Annotated in this window: 14 protein-coding genes; 10 read left to right on the top strand and 4 right to left on the bottom strand. The window is 64.4% G+C overall.

Features of this window, described 5'->3' with window-relative positions:
* Positions 1–13: 13 nt before the first annotated feature.
* On the bottom strand, positions 14–1,696 hold the full coding sequence (locus NL532_RS01835) for a hydantoinase B/oxoprolinase family protein (protein WP_023700429.1): 1,683 nt from the start codon (positions 1,694–1,696) through the stop codon (positions 14–16).
* Position 1,697: 1 nt separating this feature from the next.
* Complete coding sequence (locus NL532_RS01830; RefSeq protein ID WP_023742295.1) at positions 1,698–3,782, bottom strand: hydantoinase/oxoprolinase family protein; 2,085 nt, start codon at positions 3,780–3,782, stop codon at positions 1,698–1,700.
* A 219-nt stretch (positions 3,783–4,001) separates the two neighbouring features.
* Here NL532_RS01830 and NL532_RS01825 point away from each other — a divergent pair, with 219 nt between their 5' ends.
* The 5 genes from NL532_RS01825 (at position 4,002) to NL532_RS01805 (ending at position 10,711) form a co-directional block, all read left to right on the top strand.
* Positions 4,002–4,829: a ferredoxin--NADP reductase gene (locus NL532_RS01825; RefSeq protein ID WP_023700427.1), complete on the top strand. Its 828-nt coding sequence runs from the start codon at positions 4,002–4,004 to the stop codon at positions 4,827–4,829.
* Between the two features lie 218 nt (positions 4,830–5,047).
* A complete protein-coding gene (gene deoC, locus NL532_RS01820; protein WP_023829345.1) occupies positions 5,048–6,097 on the top strand; it encodes a deoxyribose-phosphate aldolase in 1,050 nt (349 codons plus the stop codon).
* Positions 6,098–6,322: 225 nt separating this feature from the next.
* Positions 6,323–8,695, top strand: a complete 2,373-nt coding sequence (locus NL532_RS01815; protein ID WP_023829346.1) for an aldehyde dehydrogenase family protein — start codon at positions 6,323–6,325, stop codon at positions 8,693–8,695.
* 292 nt (positions 8,696–8,987) lie between these two features.
* Positions 8,988–9,719, top strand: coding sequence for an SDR family oxidoreductase (locus NL532_RS01810; RefSeq protein ID WP_023693125.1), 732 nt, complete (start codon positions 8,988–8,990; stop codon positions 9,717–9,719).
* A 146-nt stretch (positions 9,720–9,865) separates the two neighbouring features.
* Positions 9,866–10,711 (top strand): fumarylacetoacetate hydrolase family protein, encoded by an 846-nt coding sequence (locus tag NL532_RS01805; protein WP_023742297.1) that lies wholly within the window; start codon positions 9,866–9,868, stop codon positions 10,709–10,711.
* 81 nt (positions 10,712–10,792) lie between these two features.
* Here NL532_RS01805 and NL532_RS01800 read toward each other — a convergent pair whose 3' ends face one another.
* Entirely contained in the window at positions 10,793–11,812 is a 1,020-nt protein-coding gene (locus NL532_RS01800; RefSeq protein WP_023711345.1) for an LLM class flavin-dependent oxidoreductase, read from the bottom strand.
* Between the two features lie 82 nt (positions 11,813–11,894).
* Positions 11,895–12,092 (bottom strand): hypothetical protein, encoded by a 198-nt coding sequence (locus tag NL532_RS01795; RefSeq protein ID WP_155923605.1) that lies wholly within the window; start codon positions 12,090–12,092, stop codon positions 11,895–11,897.
* Positions 12,093–12,152: 60 nt separating this feature from the next.
* Between NL532_RS01795 and msuE the strand changes: the two genes are divergently transcribed.
* The 5 genes from msuE to NL532_RS01770 are packed head-to-tail and all read left to right on the top strand — an operon-like array spanning position 12,153 to position 16,845.
* Entirely contained in the window at positions 12,153–12,710 is a 558-nt protein-coding gene (gene msuE, locus NL532_RS01790) for an FMN reductase (RefSeq protein WP_023683545.1), read from the top strand.
* A gap of 55 nt (positions 12,711–12,765) precedes the next feature.
* Positions 12,766–14,142: an LLM class flavin-dependent oxidoreductase gene (locus tag NL532_RS01785; protein ID WP_023683544.1), complete on the top strand. Its 1,377-nt coding sequence runs from the start codon at positions 12,766–12,768 to the stop codon at positions 14,140–14,142.
* A gap of 24 nt (positions 14,143–14,166) precedes the next feature.
* A complete protein-coding gene (locus NL532_RS01780) occupies positions 14,167–15,015 on the top strand; it encodes an ABC transporter permease (protein ID WP_023711343.1) in 849 nt (282 codons plus the stop codon).
* A gap of 42 nt (positions 15,016–15,057) precedes the next feature.
* Entirely contained in the window at positions 15,058–16,056 is a 999-nt protein-coding gene (locus NL532_RS01775; protein WP_023732650.1) for an ABC transporter substrate-binding protein, read from the top strand.
* Positions 16,057–16,080: 24 nt separating this feature from the next.
* Positions 16,081–16,845 (top strand): ABC transporter ATP-binding protein, encoded by a 765-nt coding sequence (locus tag NL532_RS01770; protein WP_023671311.1) that lies wholly within the window; start codon positions 16,081–16,083, stop codon positions 16,843–16,845.
* Positions 16,846–16,882: the final 37 nt, after the last annotated feature.

Here is a 16,882-nt window from a genome sequence, read left to right as displayed (position 1 = left end):
GGCCTGTCGGCTGTCAGGTTCCGAACAGCTCTTTGGCTTGTTCAACGGTGTAGTAACCAAGCCTGATGTCTTCGGCGACCAGTTTCGGGTCGCGCTCACGCGGATCGCCATAGCCGCCGCCCCCGGGCGTGCCGACCCTCACGCGGTCGCCGGCCTTGAGCGCGATGTCCTGTTCCTTGGACAGATGCGGCGGCACATGTGCCTCGCCGTCGCGGAACACGGTCACCGTGTTCACCGCGCCGTCCTTGCCGCCGAGCGCGCCTTGCGGGCCGAAACGGCCATGGTCCATGACGAAGGACGCGCGCGCCTCTCCTCGCAATATCTCGACCTCATAGGCGAGGCCGAAGCCGCCGCGCTGCTTGCCGGCGCCGCCCGAGCCTTCGCGCAAGGCATAGTGGCGGTAGAGAACCGGAAAGGCCTGCTCCATGATCTCGACCGGCGGCGATTTGGAAATGCCGATGGTCGAGCAGCCATTGGTCAGGCCGTCATGGCCTGAATTGCCGCCATAGCCGCCGCCGGAGATCTGATACATCACATAGTCGCGGCCGCGCGCCGGATCGTTGCCGCCCAGCGCGAAATTGCCGCTGGAGCCGGCGGGCGCGGCCGTCACCTTTTCCGGCAGCGCCTGCACCATCGCCGCGAACACCGCCTCGGCGATGCGCTGCGAGACTTCAGCCGCACAGCCGGAGACGGGACGCGGGTATTTGGCGTCGAGGAACGTGCCTTCCGGCCGCTTGACGATCAGCGGCTCGAAAGCGCCGGCGCTGATCGGCACATCAGGGAAAATATGGCGCATGGCGAGATAGACCGACGACAATGTCGTCGCCAGCACGCTGTTCATCGGCCCGGCACAGGGTTTTGACGAACCTGTGAAATCGAAGGTCAGCGTATCGCCCTTCTTCTCCACCGCGAGCGCGATGGTCAGCGGCTCGTTGACCACGCCGTCCGAGTCGACAAAGGCCTTCGAGCTGTAGGTGCCGTCGGGAATGGCGGAGATGTTGGCGCGCATCTGCTCGGCGGCGCGGCGACGCAGTTCGGCGATCGCCCCGACGACGGTTTCGTCCCCGTAACGATCGAGGATTCCATTGAGCCGGTCCTGACCGATCAGCAGTGCCGCGGCTTGCGCCCTTATATCGCCGATGCGCTGGTCGGCGACGCGGATGTTGGAGCAGATGATGGCGTAGATTTCGGTGTCGAGCACGCCCTTCTTGAACAGCTTGACCGGCGGCAGCCGCAGGCCTTCCTGCTCGACGGCTGTGGCGGAGGCGGAGAAGCCGCCCGGCACCGAGCCACCGATATCGGGCCAGTGGCCGGTATTCGATAGCCAGCAAAATATCTTGCCGTCGCGGTAGACCGGCATGGCGAAGCGCACGTCCATGAGATGCGTGCCGCCGAGATAGGGATCGTTGACGATGTAGATGTCGCCCGGCTCAGGCGGCAGGCAACGGCCGTCGGCGATCATCTCGATCACCGTTTTGGTCGAATACTGCATGACGCCGACGAACACCGGCAGGCCCTGGCTGCCTTGTGCGATCAGCGAGCCGTCGACGGCCGAGTAGATGCCGTCGGAGCGGTCATTGGCTTCGGCGATGACCGGCGAGAAGGCCGCGCGGGAGAAAGTGAGATCCATCTCGTCGCAGACCTGCTGGAGGGCAGCCTGCAGGACCGAAAGCGTGATGGCGTCGAGCTTTTGCATCTCAGGCCTCGCCAATGTCGATGATGATGTTGCCGTCGGCGTCCGATCTTGCGCGGTCGCCGGGTTCGAGCACGGTGGTCGCATCCATCTGTTCGAGGATCGCCGGCCCTTCGATGACGGCATCGAGCGGCAGCTTTTCACGCGCATAGATCGGCGTATCGTGCCAGCGTCCGGCATACCAGACCGGCCTGATCTCGCGCCGTGCCTCGTCAAGCGTCTTTGTACGTCCGGCCGGGTCGATCAGCCGTGACAGGTCGATTGCCGGCCGCACGCCCGTCACCGACGTGTTGAGGTTGACCAGATTGGCGCGGATCTCCGGCAACTCGACCTTGAAGCGGGCGAAATAGGCTTTTTCGAACAGCGCCTGCAACTCCTGCCTTGTCACCGATGAAGACGGCAGCGCCACGTTGATGATGTGGGTCTGGCCGACGAACTGCATGTCGGCAGAGTGCGTAACGCGGATCGTTTCCGGCTTCACCGCTTCCTTGCCGATCAGTTCCTCGCCTTCCCCGCGGTGACGTTCCAGCACCTCGCGAAGCCGGGCTTCATCAAGCACGGCGACCGGCTGGTTGATGGTGTTGACGAAGTCATGGCGCAGATCGGCCACGACGCAGCCGAGCGCGTTGGTGATGCCCGGACGGGCCGGCACCAGCACGCGGGGCAGGCCGAGTTCGCGCGCCAGCGCGGTTGCATGCAGCGGCCCGGCGCCGCCGAAGGCGAACAGCGCGAAATCACGCGGATCATGGCCGCGCGACACCGAGACCATGCGGATGGCGCCGGCCATTTTCATGTTGCCGAGCCGCAGGATTGCACCCGCCGCCTCGACGCCGGAGAGGCCGGTGGCCTTGCCTATTCTGTCTTCGAAGATGCCGGTGACGCGCTCGACGGTGACCGGATTTTCGACCGCCAGCAGTTTTTTCGGCGCCAGCCGTCCCAGCACCAGATTGGCATCGGTGATGGTCGGCTCCAAGCCGCCGCGGCCGTAGCAGATCGGACCGGGATTGGCGCCGGCACTTTCCGGGCCGATCTGGATCAGGCCGGCCGCATCAACGCGCGCGATCGAGCCGCCGCCGGCGCCGACCGTATGCACCGCCACCATCGGCACATGGATCGGCATCGCATATTCGATCTCGATCTCGTTGGAGACCGCCGGCTCGGCGTTGCGGATCAGCGCCACATCGGTCGAGGTGCCGCCCATGTCGTAGGTGACGAGGTTTTCAAAGCCGGCGCGCTTGCCCGTATAGGCGGCCGCGATGACACCCGAAGCCGGGCCTGACATCACGGTCTTGGCCGACTCGCGCGTGACGAAGCGGGCCGAGATCATGCCGCCATTGCCGTTCATGATCAGGAAGTCGCGGGCATAGCCCTTGGCAGCCAATTCCTTGCGCAGCCGCTCGACATAACGCTCGAGGATCGGCTGCACCGAGGCGTTCACCGCGGCGGTCACGCCGCGCTCGAATTCGCGGGCTTCCGACAGCAGCGCATGGCCAGTCGTGATGTAGCCGTTCGGCCAAAGCTCGGCGGCGATTTCGGCCGCGCGCCGCTCATGCGAAGGGTTGGCGTAGGAATGCAGGAAATGGATGACCAGGGACTCGCAGCCGGCCCCGATCAGCGTCTTCACGGCGTCGCGCATCTCGGCCTCGTCGAGCGGCGTGCGCACCGCGCCCGACGCCTCGACGCGCTCCGACACTTCGAGCCGGAGATCGCGCGGGATGATCGGAACGAAGCTTCCGGTCATGCCGTAGGGCTGCGGCCGTGTGCGGCGGCCAAGCTCGATCACGTCGCGAAAACCGCGCGTGGTGATCATGCCGGTTTTCGCCAGCCTGCGTTCCAGCACCGCATTGGTGGTGGTGGTCGTGCCATGCACGATGAGGTCGATGCCGTCTATGGCAAAGCCTGTGGCGCCCAGCGCTGAAACCACGCCGAACGCCTGGTTGTCGACCGTCGTCGGCGTCTTGGCGATATGCACCTTTCCGCCGTCATTTCCGTCGATCAAAATGAGGTCGGTGAAGGTTCCGCCAACATCGATGCCGGCAACGACGTCGCCTGCGGAATCCGGCTGCTTCACCGAAAAATTCTCTTTCATTGTCGAAATCCGAAATGGCGGAACTACGAATATGCCGCAGTTTGGAAAGCTGTTTTAGCGTGGTATCTTGACACAAATATCGTTTGTATACTAATAAATTTGGGACACAAGAGCTCACTGCTTTGGAGTGTGTGAACGGCTCGCCGGGACCTGAATGGTCTGGGCGCGCAGGAAACGGTTTGGCGCCCGCACAGGCGTGGGCAAGACAGAGTTGGATTGATGAACACCACATCCGCACTCAACACAGCCGGCGCCCGTCCGCTGCAGTTTCCGATTCCGGCCAATGTCTATGCCGAAACCGTCGTCTCGGTGAAGCATTACACCGACCGCCTGTTCTCGTTCCGCATCACCCGTCCGCAGTCGCTGCGCTTCCGCTCCGGCGAGTTCGTCATGATCGGGCTGCCCAATGCCGAAAAGCCGGTGTACCGCGCCTATTCGGTCGCCAGCCCGGCCTGGGACGAAGAGCTGGAATTCTTCTCGATCAAGGTGCCGGATGGTCCGCTGACCTCCGAACTGCAGAAGATCCAGGTCGGCGACACCGTCATCATGCGCCAGAAGTCGACCGGCACGCTGGTTGTCGACGCGCTGACCCCGGCAAAGCGCCTGTTCATGATCTCGACCGGCACCGGCATCGCGCCCTTCGCCAGCCTTCTGCGCGACCCCGATACCTACGAAAAATTCGATCAGGTCATCCTGACCCACACCTGCCGCGACAATGCCGAACTGACCTATGGCCAGGAACTGGTGGCCGCGCTCGAGAACGATCCCCTGATCGGCGAACTGACCGGCGGCCGCGTCACCCTCTACAATTCGACGACCCGCGAAGAATCGGCGCGCATGGGCCGCATCACGGCGCTGATCGGCTCGGGCAAGTTCTACGCCGACCTCGGCATCGAGAAGCTCAATCCGGAGACGGACCGCATCATGATCTGCGGCTCGATGCATATGCTGAAGGACGTCAAGGAAATGGCCGAAGGCCTCGGCTTCCATGAGGGCTCGCTCAGCCATCCCTCGACCTTCGTCGTCGAGCGCGCTTTCGTCGGCTGACATCAGCAGGCGCCTCGGCGCCTGCTTCTCGATTGGAATTTTGACCATGCGGTCAAAATTCAGCTGCTTTCGCCGCCTTTTTCCGCTATGACCGCTTGAAGGACTCGTGAAGCGATGCTTCACGGGCTATCTTCGGTGTGCGTCGCCTAAAGCCGCCGTGCGGTCCGGGAGCAACGACACGCACCACGACGTAAAATCGTCGATCGAAAGGGCAGGAGATGAGCAGCACAATCCGCGAAGCCGATCTCGGCGGGTCCAAGGTCACGCCGCTGCCGGCGCGTGCCGCAGCCAACACGCCCGTTCCGCAATCGCATGGCATCGCCCGCAACACCGGCATGCGGCTCGATCTCGGCTTCATGGAATCGGTGCGCTCGGTCAATCGCTCGGCGCTGGAGCGCCGCGTCGCCAGCCTGATCAAGCGTCGTTCGATCAAGGCCGACAACCAGGCGGCATGGCTGCTGCGCGCCGTCTCCTGCATGGATTTGACGACGCTGAATTCCAACGACACCGAAGAGCGGGTGCGCCGCCTGTGCGCCAAGGCGATCAACCCGTTCCGCCGCGACATCGTCGAGGGGCTTGGCATCGAGGGCGAAAAAATCCGCCCGGCGGCGGTCTGCGTCTATCATCCATTCGTCGCGACGGCTGTTGATGCCGTGCGCGGCACCGGCATCCATGTCGCCGCCGTCTCCACCGCTTTCCCGCACGGCCTTGCGCCGCTGTCGACCCGCCTGCAGGAGATCGAGGCATCGGTGCGCGACGGCGCGGACGAGATCGACGTCGTCATCCCGCGCGGCCTGGTCTTCGGCGCCAAGTGGCAGGAGCTCTACAACGAGATCGTCTCGATGCGCGAAGCCTGCGGCGATGCGCATCTCAAGGTTATCCTCGGCACCGGCGACCTCGCCACGCTGCGCAATGTCATGCTGGCCTCGATGGTGGCGATGATGGCGGGCGCCGATTTCATCAAGACCTCGACCGGCAAGGAAAGCGTCAACGCCACGCTGCCCGTCGGCCTCGCCATGGTGCGCGCCATCCGAGCCTATTTCGAGGAGACCGGCTTTCTCATCGGCTTCAAGCCGGCCGGCGGCATCTCTACAGCCAAGGCTTCGCTCGACTGGCTGGTGCTGATGAAGGAGGAGCTCGGCCGGCCATGGCTGGAGCCAGACCTGTTCCGCTTCGGCGCCTCGAGCCTGCTGACCGATATCGAGCGCCAGCTCGAGCATCATCTGACCGGGCATTATTCGGCCAACCACCGCCATGCGATGGCGTGAGGCGGAGAAGGCCTTGAACGTCGAGTTCCTTCGCGCCTCCCTCTGTCCTGCCGGACATCTCCCCCGATTGGGGAGAGATTGGCTAACGTCGGCGATTTCGCCAATTGTCGACGTTTCAGAGCCGACAGGCGCGAAGGCTAATCTCCCTCCTTGTGGGGGAGATGTCCGGCAGGACAGAGGGGGGCGCCACAGAGCGCCTGCCAAGACGATTATCTGGAGCGCGTCATGAACATTCTCGAACGCTATCACGCCATGGAATACGGCCCGGCGCCGGAAGCCCGCACCGAGGCCGATGCCTGGCTTGCCGGACGCGATTTCGGCAAGGCGCTGTTCATCGACGGCGGCTGGAAGGCAGCAGGCGGCGGCAAGACCTTCGAGACCAGCGAACCCTCATCCGGCAAGCTGCTGGCCAAGATCTCCGATGCCGGCGCCGCCGATATCGACGCAGCCGTCGCCGCAGCCACCAGGGCCTTACCGAAATGGTCGGCATCCTCGGGCTACCAGCGCGCAAAAGTGCTTTACGCCATTGGCCGCGCGATGCAGCGTCATCAGCGCCTGTTCGCAGTGCTTGAGTCAATCGACAACGGCAAGCCGATCCGCGAAAGCCGCGACATCGACGTGCCGCTGGCCATCCGCCATTTCATCCATCATGCCGGCTGGGCACAGGCGCTGGACAAGGATTTCCCAGGCCACAAGGGTGTCGGCGTCGTCGGCCAGATCATCCCATGGAATTTCCCGCTGCTGATGCTGGCCTGGAAGATTGCGCCGGCGCTCGCCGCCGGCTGCACGGTGGTGCTGAAGCCGGCCGAGTTCACGCCGCTCACCGCCATCCTGTTTGCCGAGATCTGCGAGCGTGCCGGCGTGCCCAAGGGCGTCGTCAACATCGTCCAGGGCGGGCCGGAAGCGGGCGTCGCCATCGTCAACCATCCCGGCATCCAGAAGATCGCCTTCACCGGCTCTTCGGAGGTCGGCAAGATCATCAGGAAAGCCACGGCTGGATCGGGCAAGAAGCTGTCATTGGAGCTTGGCGGCAAATCGGCCTTCATCGTCTTCGAGGACGCCGATCTCGACAGCGCCGTCGAAGGACTGGTCGACGGCATCTGGTTCAACCAGGGCCAGGTCTGCTGCGCAGGCTCGCGGCTTCTGGTGCAGGAAGGCATTGCCGACGCGTTGATCGCAAAGGTCAAGGTCAGGATGAGCCGGCTTCGCGTCGGCAGCCCGCTCGACAAGAACACCGATATCGGACCGCTGGTCGACTTGACGCAACTGGACCGCGTCAAGGGTCTGGTCGCCGAAGGCGCCAGACAGGGCGCCGTCTGCTGGCAGCCCGACGCGGTGCTGCCGTCTTCCGGCTACTACCACCTGCCGACGCTCGCCACCGGTGTTTCGCCGGCAAATATATTGGCGCAGGAAGAGGTGTTCGGTCCGGTTCTGGCCACCATGACCTTCCGCAACACCGAGGAAGTGATCGAGCTTGCCAACAACACGCGCTATGGGCTGGCCGCCTCGGTGTGGAGCGAAAACATCAATCTCGCGCTGCATGTCGCGCCGCAATTGAAGGCCGGCGTCGTCTGGGTCAACGGCACCAACATGTTCGACGCCGCCTGCGGCTTCGGCGGCTATCGCGAAAGCGGCTTTGGCCGCGAGGGCGGGCGCGAGGGCATGTTCGAATATCTCTCGGCAAAACTGCCGCTTGGTCCCGTGATCAAGCCGGCGACCTCTTCGGCGCAGCCCGTCGAGCAATCGGATGGCGGCGCCATCGATCGTACGGCCAAACTGTTCATCGGCGGCAAGCAGGTGCGGCCCGATGGTAATTATTCGCTTTCTGTCGCCACTGCCAGGGGCAAGCTGGCCGGCGAAGTCGGTCTCGGCAGCCGCAAGGACATCCGCGACGCCGTTGCCGCCGCCCGCGCCTGCAAGGCCTGGACGGAAGCGACCGCCTACAACCGTTCCCAGGTGCTCTTTTATCTCGCCGAAAACCTGTCCGGCCGCACCGGCGAATTTACCGCACGCTTGTCCGAACTGACCGGCGCCAACGCCAAGGCCGCGCGGGAGGAAGTGGAACAATCGATCGAGCGCCTGTTCCTCTATGCCGGCCTTGCCGACAAGTATGAGGGCAGGGTGCATCAGCCACCGGCCCGCGCCGTCACGCTCGCTTTGCACGAGCCGGTCGGCGTCCTCGGCATCGTCGCCCCGGACAGCGCGCCGCTGCTCGGCTTGATCTCCCTGATCGCACCTGCGCTTGCCATGGGCAACACGGTGGTGGCCGTGCCGTCGGAAAAATACCCGCTGCTTGCCACCGATCTCTACCAGGTGATCGAATATTCCGACGTTCCGGCAGGCGCCATCAACATCGTCACCGGCCGCACGGCGGAGCTTGCCGGCGTGCTGGCCAAGCATGACGATGTCGACGGGCTCTGGCTGTTTGCCGATGCCGACACTTGCGCCAAAGCGGAGGCCGATTCCGTCGGCAATCTCAAGCGCGTCTGGACCGGAAACGGCCGCAGCCTCGACTGGGCCTCCGACGAGGCCGCCGGCGATGCCCTGTTGCGGCGGGCCATCGAAGTGAAGAACGTCTGGGTGCCATACGGCGACTAATGCCGCCTGAAACGCGCTGTGCTTGAGCGAACCATGGCAGCGTCACTCGTTGCCCGGTTGTCATACATGTTGTTGCATCAGAGCAAGCGATGTGCATTACATCAGCCGTCGCGAAGGTGATCGCGTTCGGGCTTGACGCCCGGACGTGTGTTCTTTAACCAGAAAAAACATTTGTTATTTTGGACTGATGGATTGTGCAGGCCGCATAGTCTCGCCTGTCTGGCACAGGACGCCCCGGTCAGCCGGCATTAAATCGGGCCGAGAAGTGGCCAAAGAGGGCGAGGAGAAACGCATGGCGGATCTGGCAGGCAAGGTCGTTGTCGTCACGGCGGCGGCGCAAGGCATCGGCAGGGCGAGCGCATTGGCCTTCGCCAAGGCAGGCGCCGTCGTGCACGCCACCGACATCAACGAGGCGCTGCTGGCCGAACTCGCCAAGACCTCCGGCATCAAGACCCGCAAGCTCGACGTCCTCAACGATGATGCCGTCACATCGGGCTTCGCTGAAATCGGCCGCGTCGACGTGCTGTTCAACTGCGCCGGCTTCGTTCATTCCGGCTCGATCCTCGAGATGAAGGATGCCGATCTCGACTTCGCCTTCAACCTCAATGTCCGCGCCATGATCCGAACCATTCGGGCCGTACTGCCAGGCATGCTGGAACGCGGCGATGGTTCGATCATCAACATGTCGTCCGTCGCCGGCGCCGGCAAGGGCGTGCCCAACCGCTTCGCCTATGGCGTCTCCAAGGCGGCCGTGATCGGTCTCACCAAGGCGGTTGCCGCGGACTATGTCGCCAAGGGCATTCGCTGCAACGCCATCTGCCCCGGCACCGTCGAGAGCCCGTCGCTGCAGGACCGCATGCATGCGCAGGGCGATTACGAGGCGGCCCGCGCGGCCTTCATTGCCCGCCAGCCGATGGGCCGTCTCGGCACGCCCGAGGAAATCGCCGACCTTGCCGTCTACCTCGCCGGCGCCACGTACACCTCAGGCCAGGCCTATAATATCGACGGCGGCTGGTCGATCTGAGCAATAGCCTCGATCCGCAGGTCCAGGCTCGAACAGTTCTAAAGTCCGGCTTGCCCCAGGTCGGGTCCGATAGCCAGAGTCCGCCCAGTCATCGCTTGGCGGAGCGAGTTTTGAAAACGGCCTTGGGCCGCAATTTGGAGAGCAAGATGAAACTGCTGCGCTATGGCGAGATAGGGAGCGAACGCCCCGGCCTGCTCGATGCGGATGGAACGATCCGCGATCTTTCGGGTCATGTCGCCGACATTGCCGGCAAGGCGCTCGATCCGGCGTCGCTCGAGACATTGTCGAAGCTCGATCCGAACTCGCTGCCGGCGGTTTCCGGCAAGCCGCGCCTCGGCGCCTGCGTCGCCGGCACCGGCAAGTTCATCTGCATCGGCCTGAATTATTCCGACCATGCCGCCGAAACCGGCGCCGCCGTGCCGCCGGAGCCGATCATCTTCATGAAGGCGAGCTCGGCCATTGTCGGTCCCGACGATGATGTGCTGATCCCGCGCGGCTCGGAAAAGACCGACTGGGAGGTTGAACTCGCCGTGGTCATCGGCAGAAAAGCCAAATACGTCACCGAAGCCGAGGCGCTGGATTATGTCGCCGGCTATGCCGTTGCCCATGACGTGTCCGAGCGAGCCTTCCAGGCCGAGCGCCAGGGCCAGTGGACCAAGGGCAAGAGCTGCGACACGTTCGGTCCGACCGGGCCGTGGCTTGTCACCAAGGACGAGGTTGCCGATCCGCAGAACCTCAAAATGTGGCTGACGGTCAACGGCAAGACGATGCAGAACGGCTCGACCAGGACCATGGTCTACGGCGTCGCCTATCTCGTTTCCTATCTCAGCCAGTTCATGTCGCTGCATCCTGGCGACATCATCTCCACCGGCACCCCGCCCGGCGTCGGTCTCGGCATGAAGCCGCCGGTGTTCCTGAAGCCCGGCGATGTGGTGGAACTGGGCATCGAGGGGCTCGGCCAGCAGAAGCAGACCTTCAAGGCGGATGCCTAGCCGCCTCTTCCCTTAGAGCGTTTCACCGTTTGCCGGCGAAACGGTCTATCTCTTTGTTTGCTGGGCGGCTGGCGCCTCTTGTCAGCGCCAGCCCAGAGCCGGCGCGACGTGCTTCAGGATCGCCTCGATGACGTGGGCGTTGTACTCGACGCCAAGCTGGTTGGGGACGGTCAGAAGCAGCGTGTCGGCCTCGGCGATCGCTTCGTCCTCTTTCAGCTGATCGATCAGCACATCGGGCTCCGCGGCATAGGAGCGGCCGAAGACGGCAAGCTTCTCAGGCTCGATATAGCCGAAATGATCTTCGCTGCTGCCGCCGCCGAAATAGGCGCGGTCGCGGTCGTTCACCAGCGCAAAGATGCTGCGGCTGACCGACACGCGCGGCTCGCGTGTGTGGTCGGCCGCCTTCCACGCCGCGCGATAGGCGCGGATCTGTTCGGCCTGCTGGATGTGGAGCGGCTGGCCGCCCTCATCGAACTTCAGCGTCGAACTTTGCAGGTTCATGCCGAGCTTGCCCGCCCATTCGGCGGTCGCGTTGGTAGCGGCGCCCCACCAGATCCGGTCGCGCAGGCCGGCCGAGAATGGCTCGAGCCGCAGCATTCCCGGAGGATTGGGGAACATCGGCCGCGGATTGGGTTGCGCGAAACCTTCGCCGTGCAGCACATTCAGGAAAACCTCGGCATGATTGCGCGCCATGTCGGCATCGCTTTTGCCGTCCTGCGGCACGTAGCCGAAGTAGCGCCAGCCGTCGATCACCTGCTCCGGCGAACCGCGGCTGATGCCAAGCTGCAGCCGGCCACCGGCGATCAGGTCGGCAGCACCCGCATCCTCGGCCATATACAGCGGATTCTCATAGCGCATGTCGATGACGGCGGTGCCGATCTCGATGCGGCTGGTGCGGGCGCCGACCGCGGCCAGAAGCGGAAACGGCGAAGCGAGCTGGCGGGCAAAATGATGGACGCGGAAATAGGCGCCGTCCGCGCCCAGCTCCTCGGCGGCGACGGCCAGGTCGATCGACTGCAGCAGCGCGTCGGACGCCGAGCGCGTCTGCGATTGCAACGAGGGCGACCAATGGCCGAAGGAAAGAAAGCCGATCTTCTTCATGCGCGTATCCTGTTCTTTGATTGCAGTTGCCTACTTCGTCGCCCACGCGATCGGGTTCAATCGACACTGACACAACGCAGTGTCAATGCCGCCGGCCCTTGACGGTTTCGCGACGATACCCATCGGTGCGCAAAGGACCAAGGCCATGGTCCCCGGCGATGCCCTGCGCGACCGCGTCAGCATCTGCCGCGGCGCTTTTGGGGCCAAATGAACCAACCAAAGGCGATGTACCGCAAACTCCATTCGCTTCAGAGCCCGGTTTTGAAATCTTCTCGCTCATTTAATTCTACAAAATCGGTAGGCTTAATGCGGATAGTGCGTTTGCGAGAAGGAGCCTCGGATGTCAAAAAAGCTGGTGGTGGGGTTGTCCGGCAACCTGACCCGTCCGTCCAAGACGAAGGCATTCGTCAGCCACATCGCCGGTGAGGTGGCGAGCCGGGCCGGCTCGGCTTTGAGCGTTTTCGACATCGAGGATCTCGGCCCGTCCTTTGCGCCTGCAAGACAGCTTGGCGATCTCGATCCGGCGGCGCGCGGTATTATCGAGCAGCTGCTCGGCGCCGACGTGCTGGTGGTCGGCTCCCCGACCTTCAAGGGCAGCTACACCGGGCTGTTCAAGCACTTCTTCGACCTGCTCGACCCGTCGTCACTGCGCGGCAAGCCGATCATCCTGGCGGCAACAGGCGGCGGCGAGCGTCATTCGCTTGTCGTCGAACACCAGTTGCGGCCGTTGTTCGGCTTCTTCGAGGCGCAGACCCTGCCGACCGCGATCTACGCCTCGGACAAGGACTTTGCAGATGGCGTGCTGGTGTCAGAGGCAGTCAAGGCGCGAGCCCGGCAGGCGGTCGCCGAGGCATGCCGGGTGGCCGGCGTGCCCTACAGCGTCGTCCTTGCCGCCTGAAACCACGATCCGCGACGCAATATTCCATCCCGCATAGACCAGAAGGACGCCTGCAATGACTCGAGCCAGCAAGTCCGATAGCAGGCCGCGGCAGATCAAGCTAGGCGCTTTCCTGCCCGGCGGCGGGCAGCATATCGCCGCCTGGCGTCATCCCGATGCGCCGGCCGACGGCGCCACCAATTTCGAGTTCCACAAGCAGCTGGCGCTGACCGCCGAGCGCGGCCTGTTCGACGCCTATTTCCTGGCCGACAACCTGACCGTCGGCCTCGGCGCCCGCGAGGGCGGCAACGCCAAGATCGCCGGCTTCGAGCCGGTGACGCTGTTTGCGGCGCTGGCGCCGCTGACGACGCATCTCGGCTTCATCGCAACGGCGTCCACCACTTATGAGGAGCCTTACACGCTGGCGCGCAAATTCGCTTCGCTCGACCTGTTGTCGAACGGCCGCGCCGGCTGGAACGTGGTGACCTCGGCCGGCGACGAAACGGCACGCAATTTCAACCGCGACGTCCAGCCCAGCCATGCCGAGCGCTATGCCAGGGCGCATGAGCATGTCGAGACGGTCAAGGCGCTGTGGGACAGCTGGGAGGATGACGCCTTCATCCGCGACAAGCAGTCGGGCCGTTTCTACGACAAGGACAGATTGCACGACATCGACCACAAGGGCGAGCATTTCAGCGTCAAGGGTCCGCTCAACGTGCCGCGCCCGGTGCAGGGGCATCCGGTTGTCGTACAGGCCGGGCAGTCGGAAGACGGACGCGGGCTTGCCGCGCACTCGGCCGAGGTCATCTTCACCGCCCATCAGAAGCTCGAGACGGCGCAGGAATTCTACCGCGACATCAAGGCGCGCGTGGCTGAAGTCGGCCGCGATCCCGACCAAGTGCTGATCATGCCGGGCGTCGCGCCCTTCGTCGGCCGCACCGAGGACGAGGCCCGCGCCAAATACCAACAGCTCAACGACCTTATCCTGCCCGAGGACGGTGTTGCGCTCCTCAACGGTCTTGCCGGCCAGACGCTCGACATCAGGGGCTATCCGCTCGACGGCCCGTTGCCGCCGAGCAAGGAAACCGAAGGCATGAAGAGCCGCCAGGCGCTGATCCGGCAGATTGCCGACGAGCACAATTTCAGCATCCGCCAGCTTTACCAATGGGTAGCGACGGCGCGCGGCCACTACACCATCGTCGGCAGCGTCACGCAGGTCGCCGATCAGCTGGAGGAATGGTTCACCAGCGAGGCGGCTGACGGCTTCAACATCCTGCCGCCCTGGCTGCCCGGCGCGCTCGACGATTTCGTCGACCTGGTCATTCCCGAGCTGCAGCGGCGCGGCCTGTTCCGCACGGCTTACGAAGGCCGCACGCTGCGCGAGAATCTCGGCCTCAGGCGCCCGGAAAATCCATGGACCGTCGCCCGCTCGACCGTCCTTGCCGCCGAATGACCTTGGCATCGAAGGGGTGAAGCAATGACGCTGCAGCACATCGATCGGCAGATCACGGTTCGCCGCAGTGGTGGCGAAACCGGGCTCGGCACCGACTTCCTGAACCTCGGCAGCAAGGCGGCTGTTCGCTTCCTGAAGCGCTACGGCGTGCTTGCCGGCTTCCTGGCGCTCTGGCAGGTGGCGAGCAGCGTCGGCTGGGTCAACGCGGCGGTGCTGCCGCCGATCGACATGATCGTCGTCGCACTCTGGAAGGGGCTTGCCGGCGGCAGCCTGCTCGGCGACATCGCCATCAGCCTGCAACGCGCCGGCATCGCCTTTGCGGCGGCTGTCGCCGTTGCCATTCCGCTCGGCCTGTTCATGGGCCAGGTGCGCCCGGTCGAAACCGCGCTCGATCCGATCCTGCAGGTGTTCCGGCAGACGTCGGCGCTGGCGCTCTATCCGGTGTTCATCCTGCTCTTGGGACTTGGCGAGACCTCGAAGATCTTCGTCATCTTCTGGGCGACGCTGTTTCCGCTGCTGCTCAACACCACCAGCGGCGTCAAGGAAGTCGATCCCAAGCTGCTTGAAATGGCGCGCGTCTATGGTGCGAGCCGGCTCACCGTGTTTCGCCGCGTCGTACTGCCGGGCGCCGTGCCGTCGATCTTCGTCGGCTTGCGGCTGAGCGCCACCACGGCGCTGCTGCTGCTGATCGCGTCCGAGATGATCGGTGCCAACAAGGGCATCGGCTTCCAGGTGATGAACGCGCAGTACAATTTCCAGATCCCGCTGATGTTTGCGGCAATCGTCATCCTCGCCGGGCTTGGCCTGATCGCCAACCAGGCATTGGTCACCCTGCAGCGGCGGCTCTGTCGCTGGAGCAATCCTGTCAACTGAGCAGTCCGCCCCTCACCGTTTACCTCCAGGAAGGACCCGATCATGAAAATCACCCGCCGTTCGCTGCTTGCCGGCGCGCCGCTTGCCGCCGGCCTCATCGCCGCCGGCCTGCCGCGCATGGCCTTTGCGCAAGCCGCAGCCGTCAAGTTCCGCTACCTCGCCAGCCGTGGCAGCATCTCCCCGCACGAGCTGGCCGACGAGCTCGGCTACTTCAAAGGGCTCGGCGTCGAGCTGGAGAATGTCGGCTATTCCTCGGGTGGACCGGAATCGCTGTTTGCGCTGTCTTCCGGCAGCGTCGACATCGGCTCGGCCGCCACCGCAGCGGTGATCAACTCGATCTCCGGCGGCAACGACTTCGTCGCGGCGTATCCGAGCAACGGCATCAACAAGGATGTGAAGAGCGTCTTCTACGTGCTGGAAGACAGCCCGATCAAATCGATCGCCGACATTGCCGGCAAGACCATCTCGGTCAACACGCTCGGCGCTCATCTCGACTATACGGTGCGTGAGGCCCTGCACAGCGTCGGCCTGCCGCCGACCGCCGCCAACCTCATTGTCGTGCCCGGCCCGCAGCTTGAGCAGACGCTGCGCTCGCGCCAGGTCGACATTGCCGGCCTCGGCTACTGGCAGGCGACCTTTGCCGGCGCGCTGGTCGCCAACGGCGGCGTGCGCGGCGTGTTCGACGACACCCAGGTGCTCGGCGAACTCGCCGGCGGCTTCGTCGTACTCAGGCGCGACTTCATTGCCGCCAACCCGGATGCGGCGCGCAACTTCGTCGAACAGTCGGCGCGCGCCTCGGACTGGTCGCGCCAGAACCCGGACGAAGCCCGCAAGGTGCTGGCCACTATCCTCGACAAGCGCGGCGAAAACGGCGATCTCGCCCGCTACTGGACCGGCTTTGGTCTGCGCGAAGGTGCGCAGGCGACCGATCGCGACATCGACTTCTGGGTCGCCGTGCTGGAGCGAGACGGCCGTCTGGCCAAGGGCAAGCTGAAAGCCGCCGACATCCTGTACCGGCCCGGCGAAACCAAGATCAACTGAGCTTTGAAATAGCTGAGAGACAAGATGGCCGGTTCCAACCGTGGCGGAGAGGTCTCGATCCGCGACCTGTCCAAATCCTTCAGCCTCGGCGGGCGCCAGCTTGCCGTGCTGCGGACGCTCAACCTCGACATTCGTTCGGGGGAATGCCTGGTCATCGTCGGCGCCAGCGGCTCCGGCAAGACCACGCTGCTGCGTATTCTGGCCGGGCTGGAGGCGGCCGACAGCGGCGGTGTCGCGATCGACGGCCAGCCGGTGCATGGCGTCGGCGCCGAGCGTGCCGTGATCTTCCAGGAACCGCGGCTGCTGCCGTGGCTGAGCGTGCTCGGCAATGTCGCGTTCGGCCTCGAAGTGCGCGGTGTTCCCAAGAGGCAGGCCGAGGAACGCGCCCGCTTCTACGTCGCCCTGGTCGGCCTTGCCGAATTCGCCGATGCTTTTCCGAGCCAGCTTTCCGGCGGCATGGCGCAGCGCGTCGGCATCGCCCGGGCGCTCACCGTGCAGCCCGAGATCCTCCTGCTCGACGAGCCGCTGGGGGCCCTGGACGCCATGACCAAGATCGGCATGCAGGAGGAACTGGCGCGCATCTGGAGCGAGGAGAACGTCACCATGGTGATGGTCACCCACGATCTGGAGGAGGCGATCTATCTGGCTGACCGGGTGCTGATCCTGCCCAAGGAGAAAGGCGGCGCGGCGCGGTTGATCGACATCGACCTGCCACGCCCGCGCGAGCGCAGCGAGAGCCGCTTCGTGCGCTATCGCGAAGAACTGCTGCGCGAATTCGGCCTGCACTGATCGGGGAAGGGGCCAGCCGTGGCTCCCCCGGAAGATT

Source organism: Mesorhizobium sp. C120A (assembly GCF_030323105.1).
GTDB lineage: Bacteria > Pseudomonadota > Alphaproteobacteria > Rhizobiales > Rhizobiaceae > Mesorhizobium.
Note: the sequence above shows the minus strand (reverse complement) of the source record. Positions and strands in the feature narration are given on the sequence as shown.